This is a genomic window from Anaerostipes rhamnosivorans, assembly GCF_005280655.1.
GTDB lineage: Bacteria > Bacillota > Clostridia > Lachnospirales > Lachnospiraceae > Anaerostipes > Anaerostipes rhamnosivorans.
In genome coordinates this window covers 3406265-3422303 of the sequence record NZ_CP040058.1, presented here as the reverse complement: position 1 = coordinate 3422303, position 16039 = coordinate 3406265, and the positions used below count along the sequence as shown (strand labels likewise).

Below are 16039 nucleotides of genomic sequence, written 5' to 3'. Positions count from 1 at the left end.
AGAATTCTTTATTTCGTATGTTATTATTTTATTAAAAGAAGGATTATTCAGTATTATGTGATTGAAAGGAGAGAGACAAGTATGACAGAAAAACAGATAAATGAAGAGTTAGAAAAGGGATATACGGATATGCTGGAAGGGCGTTCAAAACCTGCAGAGCAGGTGTTTTCTGAAATTTATAAGGATTATAATGTATACTGTTGATCATACAATGCTGTAATTAATATTATTATACAAAATAAAGAGGTGCGGCAGGGGGCTGCCGTACCTCTTTGTTGTTACCGTACCTATATGTTACCTGAATAAGCTTCCGCTGATCACAAGTTTCTGGATCTCATTAGTTCCTTCATAGATCTGTGTGATCTTGGCATCTCTCATCATTCTCTCTACATGGTATTCTTTCATATAACCATTGCCTCCGAGCATCTGTACAGCTTCCTGGGAAACCTGCATAGCTGCATCAGTGCATACCATTTTTGCTTTAGCGGCAGAGATGGAGTAATTACGTCCTTCCTGTTTGTCCATGGCAGCTTTATAGAGCATGTACTGTGCCTGCTCGATCTGTACGGACAACTCTGCCATCTTGAATGCCAGATATTGATTCTTAAACAGAGGTTTCCCAAACTGCTGGCGGTCTTTCAGATACTGTACTGCGATCTCATAAGCACCTTTTGCGATACCCAGTCCCTGGGCAGCCACACCGATCCTTCCGCCGTCCAGATCCTTCATAGCTACAGCAAAGCCTTTGCCTTCTTCGCCAACCATATTTTCTTTCGGAACTCTCACATTTTCAAAGATGATCTCTGAAACCTGCGCACTTCTAATACCACATTTGTTTTCGATGGTTCCTACAGAAACTCCAGGCATTGCTTTCTCAACAACGAATGCAGACAGGCCCTTTGTTTTCTTTTCCGGATCTGTCAGTGCGAAAACAAGAAAATAATCGGCCAGAGGTCCGTTAGTGATAAAGCATTTTAGGCCATTTAAGACATAAGCCTCTCCGTCCCAAAGGGCAGTTGTTTTACAACCTGCGGCGTCGGAACCTGCTTCCGGTTCTGTAAGACAGAAAGCACCCATCTTTTTCCCTGACAAGACATCAGGAAGGTATTTCTTTTTGATCTCCTCACTGGCAGAGTTGATCAGGCCGCCGGAGAACAGGGAAGTACATACGGAATAAGCAATTCCCACAGAGGAGTTCACCTTGGAGATCTCTTCTACAGCCAGTACATAGGACAGATAATCAGCACCCTGGCCGCCGTATTCTTTTGGGAACGGAAGGCCGATCAGCCCCATCTGTCCCATCTTTGCATAAGCTTTCTCAGGAAATCTTCCCTCTTCGTCATCTTTTAATACGTTCGGCAGCAGTTCTGTCTGAGCCAGCTGCCTTGTAATACTCTGGATAGATAATTGCTGGTCGGTTAATTGAAAATTCATATTGAAACCTCCTTTTGTGTGAGCTTAGCGATCATCGCCGGGATCACATCGTTTAAATCTCCCACGATTCCATAGTCACAGATTCCGAAGATCGGTGCCTCTGGATCTTTATTGATAGCAATAATATATTTTGATTCGTTCATGCCCGCTAAATGCTGGATTGCACCTGAGATACCGCAGGCAATATATATGTCCGGCCGTACTGTGGTTCCGGTCTGTCCGACCTGGTGGGAGGCATCGATCCATCCCGCTTCCACGCACGCCCTGGAGGAACCTACTTCCGCTCCGAGAACATCTGCCAGCTGGCGGATAAGCTCGAAACCTTCTGCGGATTTAAGCCCTCTTCCGCCAGATACGATAATACGTGCATCGGTCAGATTGACTTGTTTCTTTTCTTTTTTAATGATTTCAATCAGTTTTGCCCTGATATCATTTTCTGAGAGGTCAGGAATAAAGGTCTTTAATGTACCGCAGACTGTTTCCTGATGAATTGCTTTCTCCATGACACCAGGCCTTACAGTAGACATCTGTGGACGGTTCTTTGGACAAACGATCGTGGCCATAAGGTTCCCTCCGAAAGCAGGCCGTGTCTGAAGAATCTTTCCGTCCTCCTTATCAATCTCTAGCTTTGTGCAGTCCGCCGTAAGCCCTGTTCCAAGCCGGGCGGCGATCCTCGGTCCGATATCACGGCCTATAGATGTTGCACCTACCAGAACAATCTCAGGTTTTTTCTCCTGGATCAGCTGTACAAAAGCGGATGTATAGCCATCAGTGGAGAAGCTTTTAAGCAGCGGATGCGACATATAGTAAACGACATCTGCGCCATAGTGAAGAAGCTTCTCGGCTTCCTGTTCAATCTGATATCCGGGAATGACAACTGCAAGTTTTTTCTTAAGCTGATCTGCAAGTTTCCGGCCTTCTCCCATCAGTTCGATGGTAACGGGCTGGATCTTACCTTCCCTTTGTTCTCCAAGGACCCAGACATCCTCATATGCACTCAGGTCAATACCTTGGTTTACTTTTGCTCGTTCCATTTTTATGTCCTCCTTAAATCAAATTTGCCTGCAGAAGCTTGTCAATGAGGGTTTCCGCTTTTTCTGAATCCGTTCTTCCCTCGATGATCTCACTTTGCTTGGATTTAACAGGGACAAAGGAACGGTATACGTTGGTGGGAGAACCTTTAAGTCCAATCTGGGTCTGGTCTACATCCAGGTCGGATAAGCCCAGTATTTTAATTTCCACATCCCCGTCATAAGCTCTGAAAATTCCCTGTACGGTTGGGAATCTGGGCTCATTCAGTTCCTTGATGGCAGTCAGGAGCACCGGAAGTTCTGCCCGGATCTTATAGTCTCCTGTTTCCGTAAATCTTGTCACATTCAGGGCTTCCCCGTCATACTCGATATGTTTGGCATAAGTAATCTGCGGGATGCCAAGAAATTCAGCAATCTCGGGTCCTACCTGTGCGGTATCACCGTCAATAGCCTGTCTTCCGCAGAGGATCAGGTCATAACTGCCGATCTTTTCAATAGCTGCCGCAAGGATCGTTGCGGTGGCCCATGTGTCGGATCCTCCGAAAGCCCGGTCGCTCACCAGATATGCATGGTCTGCACCCAGAGCGATGGCTTCCTTTAACGCATCTGCGGCCTGGGGAGGCCCCATGCTCACTACAGAGACTTCGGCTCCTGTCTGTTCCTTCAGGACAAGGGCAGCCTCCAATGCATTTTTGTCATCCGGATTGATAATGCTTGGGACTCCTTCCCGGATCAGTGTCCCGGTTTCCTGGTTGATCCGGACTTCGTTGGTATCCGGAACCTGCTTTACGCATACAATGATCTTCATGCTTTCCCTCCCATTACTTTCCTTTAGAATTTAATACAGCCCTTGAGATCACAACCTTATGGATCTCAGAAGTACCTTCATATATTTCTGTGATTTTGGCATCTCTGTACATACGCTCCAGAGGATAATCTTTCATATATCCGTATCCGCCGTGAATCTGCAGAGCGAGATTGGTGACAAATCTTGCAGTCTCAGCAGCGTTTAGCTTAGCGATGGCAGCCTCTTTTGTATGGGGTTTGCCGGTACTTTTTAAATAGGCAGCATAATAGATCATCCATTTTGCGCACTCAGTTTTTGTGGCCATATCTGCAATATACCACTGCAGTCCCTGAAGTGCCTTGATCGGTTTTCCGAACTGAACTCTTTCGTTCATATACTTGACACTCTCATCGAGTGCACCTTCCGCGATTCCTAATGCCTGTGCAGCTACACCGATTCTGGCTCCGTCCAGAGCTGTCATAGCGATCTTAAATCCTGTTCCTTCTTTTCCTACAAGGTTTTCTTTTGGAACCCGGCATTGGTCAAAGATCAATTCAGCGGTCTCAGAACCGTGGATTCCCATTTTATTTTCAATTTTACCTACAGAGAATCCAGGAGTGCCTTTTTCCACTAAAATGCAGGATAGGCCTTTGACTCCCTTGGTTGGATCAGTCAGGGCAAAAATGAGAAGATACTTGGCCTGGCCTCCTCCGGAAATAAAGCATTTGGTACCGTTTAATACATATTCCCCGGTTTCTTCATCCAGGACAGCCGTTGTCCTTACTGCCGCAGCGTCAGAGCCTGCATTCGGTTCTGTCAGCGCAAAGGCGGCAAGGTGCCCGCCGGATGTTACCTCGGGGAGATATTTTTTCTTCTGTTCTTCGTTGCCGAACTTTGAAAGTACAGAAGCAAAGATGGTGTGGATGGATAAAATACCAGCAGTGGCCGCGCATTTTTTTGCAAGCTCCGTCACTGTGATCACTTTATCAATGTCATTGCCCCCGCTTCCGCCATATTCTTCTGGGGTTCCGATCCCTGTAAATCCGAGCTTTGCCATCTGCTCAAATGTATCTCTCGGAAAGATCCCGGTCTGATCCACCTCTTCAGCTCTGGGACCTACAACTTTTTCAGCAAATTCACGGACTGTCTTTTTCAGCATTTCCTGTCCGTCTGTCAGTTTAAAATCCATTTTTACCTCCTGCTCTCCTAATTACATTACGCCTTCGGCCTTTAATGACTCCAGTTCCTCATCAGTCAGTCCAAATACTTCTTTATTGTGCTGTCCGAGCAGAGGGGCAGGAGTGTCTACGCTGCCAGGAGTCTCTGTCAACTTAATTGGGCATCCCTGGAAATACATTTCACCGATTGTCGGATGATCCATATGTACCATCATTTCTCTTGCCTGGAAATGCGGATGGTCGATGGCTTCCTGCATATCCAGCACTGGACCACAGGGGATGCCTGCTTTATCAAACAGGTCTTCGATCTCTTTCTTTCCTTTGGTGGCAACCCATTCACTGATAAGTTGCTGCAAGCCGTTTGTGTAGTTTTTACATCTCAGATCGTTTGTCTGATAACGTGGATCGTCAAGCAGGTCCTCTCTGCCAATGGTTTCACAGAAGGTTTTAAACAGCCGGTCATTACCCACTCCGATTGCAATATATCCGTCTTTTGCCTCATAGATATCAAATGGGGCAATAGAAGGATCAATATTTCCCTGACGCTGTGGGATCACGCCGTCCATTGTTGTGGTAACAATGGCATTTTCCAGCAGACTGAAGATGGTATCCGCCATAGCCACATCCACCTGCTGTCCGCGGCCGGTCCGTTCCCGGTTAAACAGCGCCATCAAAACTCCCACACACAGATAAATACCAGTTACATTGTCAGCGATAGAAGGCCCAACTTTCGTTGGAGGGGAGTCCGGGAATCCTGTCATGTTTACCATACCACCCATAGACTGGGCTACAATGTCATAGCACGGACGGTTAGACAGCGGTCCGTACTGACCGAAGCCAGAACCAGAAGCATAGATGATGCTTGGATTGATCTCCTTTAATGTTTCATAATCCACCTTTAATTTCTTAGATACACCGGCCCGGAAGTTTTCAACAACCACATCGGCGTCTTTTACTAAGTCATAAAAGATTTCTCTCGCTTTTTCATTCTTAAGGTTCAGAGTGACACCTTTTTTATTTCGGTTTAAGAATGCATAAAATCCACTCTCTCCGCTTTTTTCATCGATCGGTCCCCAGCTCCTGCACTGGTCTCCCTGGATCGGCTCAAATTTGATGACATCTGCTCCGTTGTCTGCCAGCAGGGTAGTGCAGAACGGTCCGTTATATGCGTGTGTCAGATCCAGGACCTTAACGCCTTCTAATGCTTTCATGTGATCCTCCTTTTATTTAAGCTTTTACTTTGTGTTCCGGCACTTCATAAACAAAAAATGCTTCAGTTGAGATTTCCGGATCGTCCAGCATATCAATGGAACTTTCAAATTCCGGATTCTCTGGAATCTGGGCTACTTTGAAAGAACGGCACTGGATATATACTTTGTTGCCCTCAGTCTTTGTCACTCTTGCGATAAATTCCATATAATCCCCAGCAAATACAGGGTTATATAATCTGATCTTTTCTACAAGGCAGCATCTTCCTGTATTGCCGCACACCTTTGCCATCAGGCGGTCTGCGGTGTCTCCCATATAAGTAATGGAGCGCGCACCGTTTACTACACCTCCGCCGTAAAATTCATCTCTGCTTGACATTCTGTATCTCATTGTTACTGTCTGTTCGCTCATATCATGACCTCCTTGATTTTTCATTTCCTATATGCAAGATTAATCGATTGCTTTCCATGGATCTTTGACGGTTCCGTCCGGCTGTGCGCCTCTCTGAAGTTCTTTTTTTACTACGAGGATCACATTTCCCTCAGTGATCAGTTTTGGCTCGTCAAAATAGTACATATCTCCGTCCTTGGCACCTTCAATACCAAGTCTTTTTGCGGGAGTTGCGACTTTAAATGTCTGGATCAGACAGGTTCTTGATGTGTTTCCTACCTTGACCATGGTTGCCTTAAAGTCCAGCTGGTCTCCCACATAAGCATCTTCCATAAATTTTACATCGTTATAACCAAGGCAAAGAGACTCATCTCCGTCGTTTAAGATCATCAGCTCTGTCTCTACATCTCCGATGAAATCAAACTGTCTGCCTACCGGGATCACACCCTCCGGACTGCCTGCATCTGCCGTCGTCATTTTGTAACTTAAAAATGCTTCTGTTCTCATAATTTTCTACCTCCTGTGGCAATATGAATTTTGATCTTAATATCACTATAATCCATCCGGTGAATGCACAGTCAATGGCTGTTTTTAAGAGTTTTTATGTAATGTTGAGAGAAAAAGAAACCAACTGTCCAGCGGGGGAGAGTTGGCTCTCTTGAGAAAAATCAGGGATCTGTCAGAATGGCCGGATGGTTTTTATACTGTTATGTGATTCTAAGGCATAAAAATGGGGAAGAGTTTTAATCCCATATTTATGTTGTATTTTAGACAATAACAAACCAAAAATGATATAATAAAATCAACCGTAAACATGGGTATAAAGGAGAATAAAAATGAGATATGGTATAAAAAATGACAGAAAGGAACGAAGCCGTATATGAAAAGTTTTAGTCTCAAAAAATTCATTCCTCTGCTGATGATATTGGCCATATTGTTTGTAAAGGCGGGCTATTTTGACCGCCTTGTGGAAGAGATTGATCCAGATATAAAAAAAGATTTATATATGAAAACAGAGACCTATGATGTTGATATCGAAGTGGATGAAAAGGGCTCTTATATAGTAACAGAACAGATTAAAGTGAGGTTTTCGGAGGACAGGCATGGGATTTATCGGTACATACCTGATAAAGGATTTGTGGCGTATAAAAAGGGCGATAATATAGAAAAATTCCCTTTTCTCGCAAAGGTGGAGCTTGAACTGCCAAACAGTGATATATCTGAATCTAAGCAGAACGGGGCAAAGGTATTTCGTTTTGGCCACAGTGATAAAACGGTCCGGGAAGGTGATTATGAATTTACATACCGGCTGACTCCTGAACGGCAGGGGCAGCCATTCCCGTACATCTATTATAATATTTATCCCTCCAGGTGGAAGAATGATATACCTAAGGGAAGCCGTTTCACGATCCATTTTCCCCAAAACGCAGACTTAGATCAGCTTGAGTTTTATCATGGGGCCTATGGATCAGCAGAAAGTGCTGATCACTTGATAGAATTAAAAAAGAATACAAAGGAGAACACTGTTACCGGAACGCTGAAGAGAAATCTTTCTGCGGGCAGCGGGATTACCTGTTTTTCTGGACAGATACAGAAGGGATTTACAGAAATTAAAGAAAAACCAGAAATATCTTTATTTCTTTGGATTCCGCCGACTATTCTTCTTGCAGTGCTTGTAGTCTTGTATCTGTGCTTTGGCAGGGATGAAAAAATCATTTCTTCCATAGAGTTTGAACCTCCGCAGGATATGGACAGCGCAGCTGTAGGATATGTTATTGATGGAATTGCGGATGACAAGGACATCCTTTCATTGGTACTGTATTGGGCCGACAGGGGCAACTTGTGGATAGAAGAGGAAGAAGAATATCTTATAACTCTGCATAAACTAAAGGAACTTCCGGAAGATGCGCCAAACTATCAGCAGACTGTATTCCGGCGGCTGTTTCGGAACCAGGAATCTGTCTACTTGAACGGACTGCAAAATGATTTCTGGATCACCATGGAAAACGCCAAAACGCAGTTGATACAGAGATTTGATGGCCAAAGCAAGGCCGGAATCTATACCAAGCCATCATGGAGGCTGCAGAAAGCAGCTTTCCTATGCACATTACTGTCAGTTATCTGGATTACTGTTCTTACAGGTCATTATTCTTATATGACGGCCGTAGGCGTTGTAGTTCAGGCATTATTATGCGTTGGAATGGGTATGGGAATGTACTTTTGCTGCAGGGGAGTGGACGGCTGGTACTCTTTTTCCGGAGAAAAGAGAATGATGTTGACGGCAGGAGGCGCGGCTCTTTTTTACTTATCAGAAATATGTTACTTTGTTTTTTATACATATAAGGCATCCCAAAATGAAATATTTGATTATTCGGTAGAAATAGGAGTTGTCTTAGCCGTATCAGCAATTATGATGCCGCTGACATGTTTTATGAAAAAAAGGACTTCAAAATGTATCCGGTGGATGGGACAGCTGTCAGGGCTGCGCTTTTTTATCGAAACTGCAGAGCTTGACCGTATGAAAGTACTGGCAGAAGACCAGCCTGAAATATTTTATCATATCATGCCCTATGCTTATGTATTTGGTCTTTATGACAAGTTTGCAGAGAAGCTGAAGACTTTGCAAATTCCTGCCCCGGGCTGGTATCATGCTGGATATGAAATAAAAAACTGGAATGCTGGTATCATGTTAAGTTGTATGGCAGGGAATCTTTCGTTTGCCGCAGTCTCTTTGAGTCAGCCGTCATCTGTAAATGCATCTGGAGGAGGATCAGCCAGCGGAAACAAAGGTGGTTTTTCAGGCGGAGGCTTTGGAGGAGGCGGAGGCGGCAGCTGGTAGGTGAGAGACAGCATTTTGAATATTTTCGTCTGACTAATATTGACTTTTCTCATAAGCATCCGTATAATAAGCTTACTTAATTCAGAAAGAGGTATTAGAGAAGTTATGGACGAAGCTGACGACAGTGATTCGGCAAACAATTTATATCATATAATATACAGGCGTAGTCTGCTGTTTGATACAATGGCGGATTGCGCCTTTTCGTATCTTCATATCCATATGCGCAGATGATTTAGGGTATCTGTTGGCGTATAGATTTAATATGAAAAAGAAAAGGAGTGTGCCAAATTGAATAAAATAGCCGCACAGTTACTGGTACAGATTATTTTGATATTGTTAAATGCTTTCTTCGCCATGGCAGAGATTGCTGTTATTTCTCTGAATGGGGCGAAGGTAAAGAAACTATCCGAAGAAGGAGATAAAAAAGCTGGGAAGCTGTTAAAACTTGTGGAGGAACCATCCGGATTTCTCTCGACAATACAGATTGGGATCACACTGGCTGGATTCCTGGGAAGCGCTTTCGCAGCCGATAATTTCTCCGGGTATTTTGTAAAGTGGATTTATGAAGATATAGGGTTCACGTCCATTTCTGTTTCTGCATTGGACACAATCGCCGTGATTCTGATCACTTTGATCTTATCCTATTTTACACTGATTTTTGGCGAACTTGTTCCAAAACGGATCGCCATGCAGAAGCCTCTTGCGGCAGCGAAGATTTCCTGCAGTGCTGTCTCCGCTGTGGCATTGGTCATGAAGCCTGTGGTCTGGTTTTTGTCGGCTTCTACCAATGTGGTTCTCAAAGTGCTCCATATGAAAACGGAGGCAGAGGAAGACACAGTGACAGAAGAGGAAATCCGGCTGATGATGGAATTGGGAGAGGAAAGGGGTACCATAGACAGCGAGGAGAAAGAGTGGATAGAAAATGTATTTGAACTGGGGGATACAACGGCAAGAGATCATATGACCCACAGCTCTGAGGTGACAGCCATCTATCTGGAGCAGTCCAGGGAAGAAATTTTACACACAATCAAGGACAGCGGACTGTCCAGATTTCCGGTTTACCAAAAAGATCTAAATGACATCAGGGGAATACTCAATGCCAGGGATTTTCTGATCAGCCAGAATGAAGGGCGGTCTACACCTTTGGATAAACTGCTGCGCCCTGTTTACTTTGTTCCGGAGACGATTCCTTCCTCTGTGCTGTTTCAAGATATGCAGAAGAAAAAGATTCATCTTGCGGTTGTGGTAGATGAGTACGGCGAAGTGAGCGGTATTATTACTATGGAAGATCTTTTGGAGGAGATCGTGGGAAATATCTATGATGAATTTGATCCCTCAGAACCGCCTGAGATCAGTAAAGTCAGTGAAAACCTGTGGAGATGTTCCGGGGCAGTGAAGCTGGACACCATAGCGGAGGAGCTGGGTTTGGAGATTCCCGGACACCCGGATTATGACACACTGGGGGGCCTGATCTTCAGCCAGCTTCATTCCATTCCAAAGGACGGGGCAGTGTTTGAATTGGAAGTCTATGGGCTCCATATTCATGTAAAGAACATAAGAGACAGAAAGATTCAGGAAGCAGAGCTAAAAAAGATCGAGTGAAAGAAAAAGAATAATGACGAATGTTTTTCTGGCGGCGGAATGACAGAAGCGGAAAGGAATAGGAGTGTTTTTCCAAAAGAACTTGTGGAACCCGCAAACAGCGTGGTAATATAAAGGGAAATACAGGAGGATGAAAAAGTGGGAAACAAAAAAGTTCTTAGAGTGGTGCAGATCGCATTGTTCATAGCCATCATTTTTATTATGACATTTACGCCGCTGGGATATCTACGTCTTGGATTACTTGAAGTCTCTCTGCTTACAATTCCGGTAGGGGTGGGAGCCATGATATTCTCACCGGCAGCCGGTGCAGTCCTGGGGCTGGCATTCGGGCTCATCAGTTTTGCAAGATTTTTTGGAATGAATCCATTTGGTGCAGTTCTTGTGGGAATCAATCCGTTTTATGCATTTTTGGTGGCAGTTCCGACAAGGGCGCTGATGGGGTTCCTGACCGGAGTAATTTTTAAAACATTGAAACGGGGCGGACAGGCAAAGACTTCCTATTACTATGTAGCAGGATTTTGTGCTCCGTTTCTGAACACCGTATTTTTTATGGGTGTCATGGTACTTTGTTACTGGAATACGGAGTATTTTCAAAATCTCAATTCAACGATGGGCAATCTGAACCCGCTGATGTTTATCTGCGCCTTTGTAGGGGTGAATGCAGTGATCGAGATACTGGCAGGTTCCATTGTAGGAGGAACGGTTGCCAGGGTGCTCCATAAGGCGTTGAAAAATACATGACATGTTCCACATGATTTCCGTTCAGCTCTTAGAATGCCTCACTCCAATCATGTAGAACATAGACGTAGTGTCTGCTGGATAAGGATGACAGTTAAACAGAAGGTGCCATCCTACGATAGTTATTCACCACTATTTCCGTCGCATTTTTGAAATGCCTTCTCCAATAGTGGTAAATAGCTGATGTAATTAACAACAAAAAAACAGGTTCCGCTGGTTGGACGGAACCTGTTTTTTATATTTAATGAAAAGAGAGGATTAAAATATATGAAAAACTATAATTAAAGTATATCAGAATCTTCATCAGATACAATGTATAGAAAATAAACAATTATAAACGAAATATAAACAAATCTTAGAAAACTCTTATGAAACGGTTTTTCATTTTAACTGACAGGCAATTTTATTACATGATAAGTTAGCTGATGCGTTATTGTGCAAAGGTAAGTGATTTAGTATGATTGTCATATGGAACGTTATAGAGTTTTTTAGGAGGCTGCCAATGAAAATAAATGAGACAATACGGCAAAAGCGCAGGGAGCAAGGGTTTACCCAGGAACAGATAGCCCAATATTTAGGCGTGTCCACTCCGTCTGTGAGCAAGTGGGAAAACGGCAATACATTTCCTGACATCACAATACTGCCTGCATTGGCAAGACTGCTGAAAACAGATCTGAATACTTTAATGTCTTTTAAAGAAGATCTGCAGGAGACCGAAATCCAGCATCTGTCCGATGAACTTTATGCTCTTATGAAGAAACAGGGATTTGATTCTGCGTTCCAAACCGCCATGCAGAAAATCTCAGAGTACCCAACCTGCGACTTGCTGATTTACACGCTGGCATTTGATCTGAAAAACGGACTGGATTTATTTGTCATACAAAATAAGGAGGATTATCAAGGAGAGCTCAATAAACTCTTTTGCCGTATTGCCAAAAGCGGTGATCCTTTGATTTCTGCTCAAGCTCTGTCTGCACTGATTGAATCGCATTTTGGACGCGGTGAGTATGAACTTGCGGAAGAACGGATAAAGCAGCTGCCCGTGTCTTCTCCTGACAAAGGGCTGATGTCAGCGAGGCTTTCTATGAAACTGGAACGTTATGAGGACGCTTGCGAGCTTTATGAGTCAAAACTTGCGGAGACTGCAGTTGATATACAAACTATTTTAATGGGTATGACAAAGGCGGCGATCCGTAATGAAAGATACGCTGATGCACAATACTACGCTGATAAGTATGAAGCCTTAACGAAAGAATTTGAGATCATGGACTGCACATCGCGCGCGGCCCAGCTTGAGCTTGCGGTAAATAGACAGGATACACAGACATGTCTTTCAATCTATAGGGATGCACTTGATACCATACAGAAAAAATGGAATATCACCCAGTCCCCGCTGTATAAACATCTGAAATTATCAGAAACCCAGATCAAAAATTATAATGTCGATTTGTTGCCTGCTATTCTAAAGGAGATGGAGACAGAAAAAGAGCTATCGTTCTTGTGGAACAATCCAGAATATAAAAGTCTGGTAAAGGAGTATAAAAATAAGTTTTCAAGACCATCGGGAGTGGTAAAGGAGGTTGGGTAAGGGATGAACGGTCCTATTATTTTGCAATCATTGAAGCAGATATGGGGAATCTTTGTTTTGAGACATAAATATAAAGGGAAGCTTCCGGATATTAATAATAATGATTCAAGAATGATATATTCACTGCCATTTCACGGTAAATGGGCTGTGGCAAACGGCGGTGTCACGAAAAGGACTTCCCACTCATGGGAAGTTCCCACACAAAGGTACGCCTATGATTTTATTATACTGGATGGAGATGGGAATAGTTTTACAGGAGAAGAGACAGAGGTAAGGTCCTTTTATTGTTATGGGAAAGAGATCTTAGCCCCGGCTGATGGTATGATTGCAGAAGTCGGTGATGGGAATCCCGACAGTAAGGTTACGAAAAATAGAGCTGTCTCATGTGACGCCCGTGATATCAGAGGCAACTACATCCTGATCAGACATTTAGATCATGAGTACTCCCTGTCAGCCCATCTCAGACCTGGCAGTATACTTGTGTCCGTGGGCCAGTCTGTAAAGAGAGGGGAGAAACTTGCGGAGTGCGGTAATTCAGGCAACACAACAGAGCCGCATCTCCATTTCCAGGTACAGCGGGGAAAGAGTTTTTATTCTTCGCCGGGACTGCCGGTTAAATTTAAAGATATCATAGTGCAGAATACCCACAACTTTGGGAACTTCGATGACAGACACTTAAATGAACGGGGGGATCAATGTAATTCACCATATATTGAGGTGGGGCAGACAGTGAGCAATGAGATTTGAGAAATATAGGACAAGGGTGTTTTAAAACAACTGGTTAAAGCCAGTGATCTTAAAACACCCTTGTCCTATATTTAATGAAAAGAGAGGATTAAAATATATGAAAAACTGTAATTAAAGTATAGCAGAACGAAGGACAGATTCAATGTTAAAAAAATAAACAATTATAAATGAAGTATAAACAAACCTTAGAAATATCTTAGGATATTTAAGCATTCAATAACAAGAGGTTAAAAATCTTTATATTTTGTCTTCTTCATAAATATAAGAAACTATTATGGCTTAAAAAAAGTTGAGTAAGGAAATCAAATTTAAAAAATTCAAAAAAGTTATTGACAGATAAAAAGCTTGATGATATTATTATCTCAACAAGAAAACAATAACAATTACTGTTACTGAGATTCTTGGATAGGAAAGAAAAATAACACAACATAGATTAGTAAGCAAAGGAGATCATTATTATGAAGAAATGGGTTTGTACAGTATGCGGATATGTTCACGAGGGAGAAACAGCACCAGAGAAATGTCCAACATGTGGAGTTCCTGCAGAGAAGTTCAAAGAGCAGACAGGAGACAGAGAATGGGCAGCTGAGCATGTAGTCGGAGTGGCACAGGGAGCCAGCGAGGACATCATGGCAGACTTAAGAGCAAACTTTGAAGGAGAATGCTCTGAAGTAGGTATGTACCTTGCAATGAGCCGTGTGGCACATAGAGAAGGATATCCGGAGATCGGATTATACTGGGAAAAAGCAGCATTAGAAGAAGCAGAGCATGCATCAAAGTTTGCTGAACTGCTTGGAGAAGTCGTAACAGACAGCACAAAGAAAAACCTTGAGATGAGAGTAGAAGCAGAGAATGGTGCTACAGCAGGAAAGTTTGACCTTGCAAAGAGAGCAAAGGCAGCGAACTTAGATGCGATCCATGACACCGTTCATGAGATGGCAAGGGATGAAGCCCGCCATGGAAAAGCCTTTGAAGGCCTGTTAAAGAGATACTTCGGGTAGAACGAGAAGGCAGCGGACAAAAACATATACCCAAAAGCGGCACCTTTCTTTTGATAGAATCCCTTCTCCAGCAGACACTACGTCCATGTTCTACATGATTGGAGTGAGGCATTCTAAGAGCTGAACGGAAATCATGTAGAACATGCCATACACTTTTCTTGAATTTATTCCTCTATTTCATATTTATCCATTTAGGACCGGAAATTTTTCCGGTCCTATTTTTTGAGTAGATAAGGCCCTTAAAGAGTGAGAGAGTAGGAAGTATTTTTGGATTTGCCCGCTTTATTCCATAAAAAACTACCGATGCGGTAAAGTAAGGCTCCGGAAGTTTAACAGCTGGATTTATAAAAATTTTTCTGCACATGTTTGGGACCGGATGAATATCTTAAAAATATGCTGCGCTGTTTGCGCCGGCAGAAACGGCATACACGCCGGAAAAGTTATTCTGGCATCTATGAAGAGCATACTAAGGAATAAGATATGCGAAAAAGTTAAGTAAAACTAATTTATGAGGTGAAAAATGGAGATGCTGAAAAGAGAGAAGATTCGTTCAAGAATGGTAGAATTAGCAAGCCAGTCTGATGGGAGAAAGGGACTTTACTGTATCTGCAGCCATTTAGGATGGGCAGGAGTTCTTTCAAACAGTGGCAGAGTTGAGGTTTTGCTGGAGGGCATTCCAGGGAAAATAAGAACAGAGAGTATAAGAATTGACAGGCGCATACCGGGGGATTGGCTGGAAAATTATCAGATCACAGCGGAGAAGCTGTGCTTTGACCATTATATTCCTGGAGAGATCATGTTCAAAGCCGAGGATGAGCACGGAAGGGAAAAAAATATTGTCCTCCACTTAAAGCTGCGCGGTTCATTTCTGTAGTTTCCTGTAAAGTTATTTAGTGTTATACTGGAATTATTAAAACTAAAGGAGGAAATAACAATGGCAGCATTAATCATTATTATAGTAATTATTGCGGTACTGGCAATTTGGCTGGTAGGCTCGTATAACGGATTTATCACTTTAAGAAACAAAACCGAAGAGGCATACTCTGCGATGGACGTTTCTCTGAAGAAAAGGTACGATCTGATCCCAAACTACGTGGAGACTGTCAAAGGTTATGCGAAGCATGAATCAGGAACACTGGAAAAGGTAGTGTCCGCCAGAAATATGGCAATGAGCGCCTCCAATCCGGAAGAGCGTCTGGCCAATGAAAATGTCTTGACAGGAGCACTGCGTTCCTTATTTGCAGTTGCGGAGGCTTATCCTGATCTGAAGGCCAACCAGAACTTCCTTCAGCTGCAGGAACAGCTTCAGAGGATCGAGGAGGAGATCGCAGGATCCAGAAGATACTACAACGGCGTTGTCAACAAGTACAACACCAAGGCAGAAATGTTCCCTGGCAATATCGTAGCAGGTATCTTTAAGTTTAGGAGAAAACCATTATACGAAATCAGTGATGAGGCAGAACGGGAGAATGTAAAAGTTTCTTTTTAATGCTTT

General features: G+C 43.3%; 16 protein-coding genes. 9 read left to right on the top strand and 7 right to left on the bottom strand.

All coding sequences use genetic code 11. From position 1 onward, the window contains the following. Positions 1-81: 81 nt before the first annotated feature. The gene (locus AR1Y2_RS18195) at positions 82-204 is read left to right on the top strand and encodes a hypothetical protein (protein WP_282432089.1); all 123 of its coding nucleotides are present in this window, start codon (positions 82-84) and stop codon (positions 202-204) included. Positions 205-294: 90 nt separating this feature from the next. Here the strand turns inward: AR1Y2_RS18195 and AR1Y2_RS16920 are convergent, their stop codons facing one another. The 7 genes from AR1Y2_RS16920 to AR1Y2_RS16890 are packed head-to-tail and all read right to left on the bottom strand — an operon-like array spanning position 295 to position 6536. Further along, positions 295-1434: an acyl-CoA dehydrogenase family protein gene (locus AR1Y2_RS16920; RefSeq protein ID WP_137330026.1), complete on the bottom strand. Its 1140-nt coding sequence runs from the start codon at positions 1432-1434 to the stop codon at positions 295-297. Next, entirely contained in the window at positions 1431-2468 is a 1038-nt protein-coding gene (locus AR1Y2_RS16915; protein WP_137330025.1) for an electron transfer flavoprotein subunit alpha/FixB family protein, read from the bottom strand. The genes AR1Y2_RS16920 and AR1Y2_RS16915 overlap by 4 nt, the downstream gene beginning before the upstream one ends. Positions 2469-2481: 13 nt before the next feature. After that, a complete protein-coding gene (locus AR1Y2_RS16910; protein WP_137330024.1) occupies positions 2482-3273 on the bottom strand; it encodes an electron transfer flavoprotein subunit beta/FixA family protein in 792 nt (263 codons plus the stop codon). Positions 3274-3286: 13 nt separating this feature from the next. Next, on the bottom strand, positions 3287-4441 hold the full coding sequence (acrC, locus tag AR1Y2_RS16905; protein ID WP_137330023.1) for an acryloyl-CoA reductase: 1155 nt from the start codon (positions 4439-4441) through the stop codon (positions 3287-3289). A 21-nt stretch (positions 4442-4462) separates the two neighbouring features. Then, positions 4463-5641 (bottom strand): CaiB/BaiF CoA transferase family protein, encoded by a 1179-nt coding sequence (locus tag AR1Y2_RS16900; RefSeq protein ID WP_137330022.1) that lies wholly within the window; start codon positions 5639-5641, stop codon positions 4463-4465. Between the two features lie 16 nt (positions 5642-5657). Continuing rightward, entirely contained in the window at positions 5658-6050 is a 393-nt protein-coding gene (locus tag AR1Y2_RS16895; RefSeq protein ID WP_137330021.1) for a hotdog fold domain-containing protein, read from the bottom strand. Between the two features lie 39 nt (positions 6051-6089). After that, positions 6090-6536 (bottom strand): beta-alanyl-CoA:ammonia lyase, encoded by a 447-nt coding sequence (locus AR1Y2_RS16890; RefSeq protein ID WP_137330020.1) that lies wholly within the window; start codon positions 6534-6536, stop codon positions 6090-6092. A gap of 373 nt (positions 6537-6909) precedes the next feature. Between AR1Y2_RS16890 and AR1Y2_RS16885 the strand changes: the two genes are divergently transcribed. From AR1Y2_RS16885 to AR1Y2_RS16850, 8 genes are all read left to right on the top strand, one after another. Then, entirely contained in the window at positions 6910-8868 is a 1959-nt protein-coding gene (locus tag AR1Y2_RS16885) for a DUF2207 family protein (protein WP_243118793.1), read from the top strand. Positions 8869-9156: 288 nt separating this feature from the next. After that, positions 9157-10470, top strand: a complete 1314-nt coding sequence (locus tag AR1Y2_RS16880) for a hemolysin family protein (RefSeq protein WP_137330019.1) — start codon at positions 9157-9159, stop codon at positions 10468-10470. A gap of 138 nt (positions 10471-10608) precedes the next feature. Beyond that, complete coding sequence (locus AR1Y2_RS16875; RefSeq protein WP_243118792.1) at positions 10609-11211, top strand: ECF transporter S component; 603 nt, start codon at positions 10609-10611, stop codon at positions 11209-11211. 499 nt (positions 11212-11710) lie between these two features. After that, a complete protein-coding gene (locus tag AR1Y2_RS16870; RefSeq protein WP_175403686.1) occupies positions 11711-12796 on the top strand; it encodes a helix-turn-helix domain-containing protein in 1086 nt (361 codons plus the stop codon). Positions 12797-12853: 57 nt separating this feature from the next. Further along, a complete protein-coding gene (locus AR1Y2_RS16865; protein ID WP_243118791.1) occupies positions 12854-13543 on the top strand; it encodes a M23 family metallopeptidase in 690 nt (229 codons plus the stop codon). A gap of 458 nt (positions 13544-14001) precedes the next feature. Next, on the top strand, positions 14002-14544 hold the full coding sequence (locus AR1Y2_RS16860; RefSeq protein ID WP_137330016.1) for an NADH peroxidase: 543 nt from the start codon (positions 14002-14004) through the stop codon (positions 14542-14544). A 520-nt stretch (positions 14545-15064) separates the two neighbouring features. Then, complete coding sequence (locus AR1Y2_RS16855; RefSeq protein WP_137330015.1) at positions 15065-15418, top strand: hypothetical protein; 354 nt, start codon at positions 15065-15067, stop codon at positions 15416-15418. A 60-nt stretch (positions 15419-15478) separates the two neighbouring features. Further along, complete coding sequence (locus tag AR1Y2_RS16850; protein WP_137330014.1) at positions 15479-16033, top strand: LemA family protein; 555 nt, start codon at positions 15479-15481, stop codon at positions 16031-16033. Positions 16034-16039: the final 6 nt, after the last annotated feature.

Coding starts and splice junctions, on each gene's coding strand:
- AR1Y2_RS18195 (WP_282432089.1), top strand. CDS start 82: ATGACAGAAAAACAGATAAATGAAGAGTTAGAAAAGGGATATACGGAT.
- AR1Y2_RS16920 (WP_137330026.1), bottom strand. CDS start 1,434: ATGAATTTTCAATTAACCGACCAGCAATTATCTATCCAGAGTATTACA.
- AR1Y2_RS16915 (WP_137330025.1), bottom strand. CDS start 2,468: ATGGAACGAGCAAAAGTAAACCAAGGTATTGACCTGAGTGCATATGAG.
- AR1Y2_RS16910 (WP_137330024.1), bottom strand. CDS start 3,273: ATGAAGATCATTGTATGCGTAAAGCAGGTTCCGGATACCAACGAAGTC.
- acrC (WP_137330023.1), bottom strand. CDS start 4,441: ATGGATTTTAAACTGACAGACGGACAGGAAATGCTGAAAAAGACAGTC.
- AR1Y2_RS16900 (WP_137330022.1), bottom strand. CDS start 5,641: ATGAAAGCATTAGAAGGCGTTAAGGTCCTGGATCTGACACACGCATAT.
- AR1Y2_RS16895 (WP_137330021.1), bottom strand. CDS start 6,050: ATGAGCGAACAGACAGTAACAATGAGATACAGAATGTCAAGCAGAGAT.
- AR1Y2_RS16890 (WP_137330020.1), bottom strand. CDS start 6,536: ATGAGAACAGAAGCATTTTTAAGTTACAAAATGACGACGGCAGATGCA.
- AR1Y2_RS16885 (WP_243118793.1), top strand. CDS start 6,910: ATGAAAAGTTTTAGTCTCAAAAAATTCATTCCTCTGCTGATGATATTG.
- AR1Y2_RS16870 (WP_175403686.1), top strand. CDS start 11,711: ATGAAAATAAATGAGACAATACGGCAAAAGCGCAGGGAGCAAGGGTTT.
- AR1Y2_RS16860 (WP_137330016.1), top strand. CDS start 14,002: ATGAAGAAATGGGTTTGTACAGTATGCGGATATGTTCACGAGGGAGAA.
- AR1Y2_RS16855 (WP_137330015.1), top strand. CDS start 15,065: ATGGAGATGCTGAAAAGAGAGAAGATTCGTTCAAGAATGGTAGAATTA.
- AR1Y2_RS16850 (WP_137330014.1), top strand. CDS start 15,479: ATGGCAGCATTAATCATTATTATAGTAATTATTGCGGTACTGGCAATT.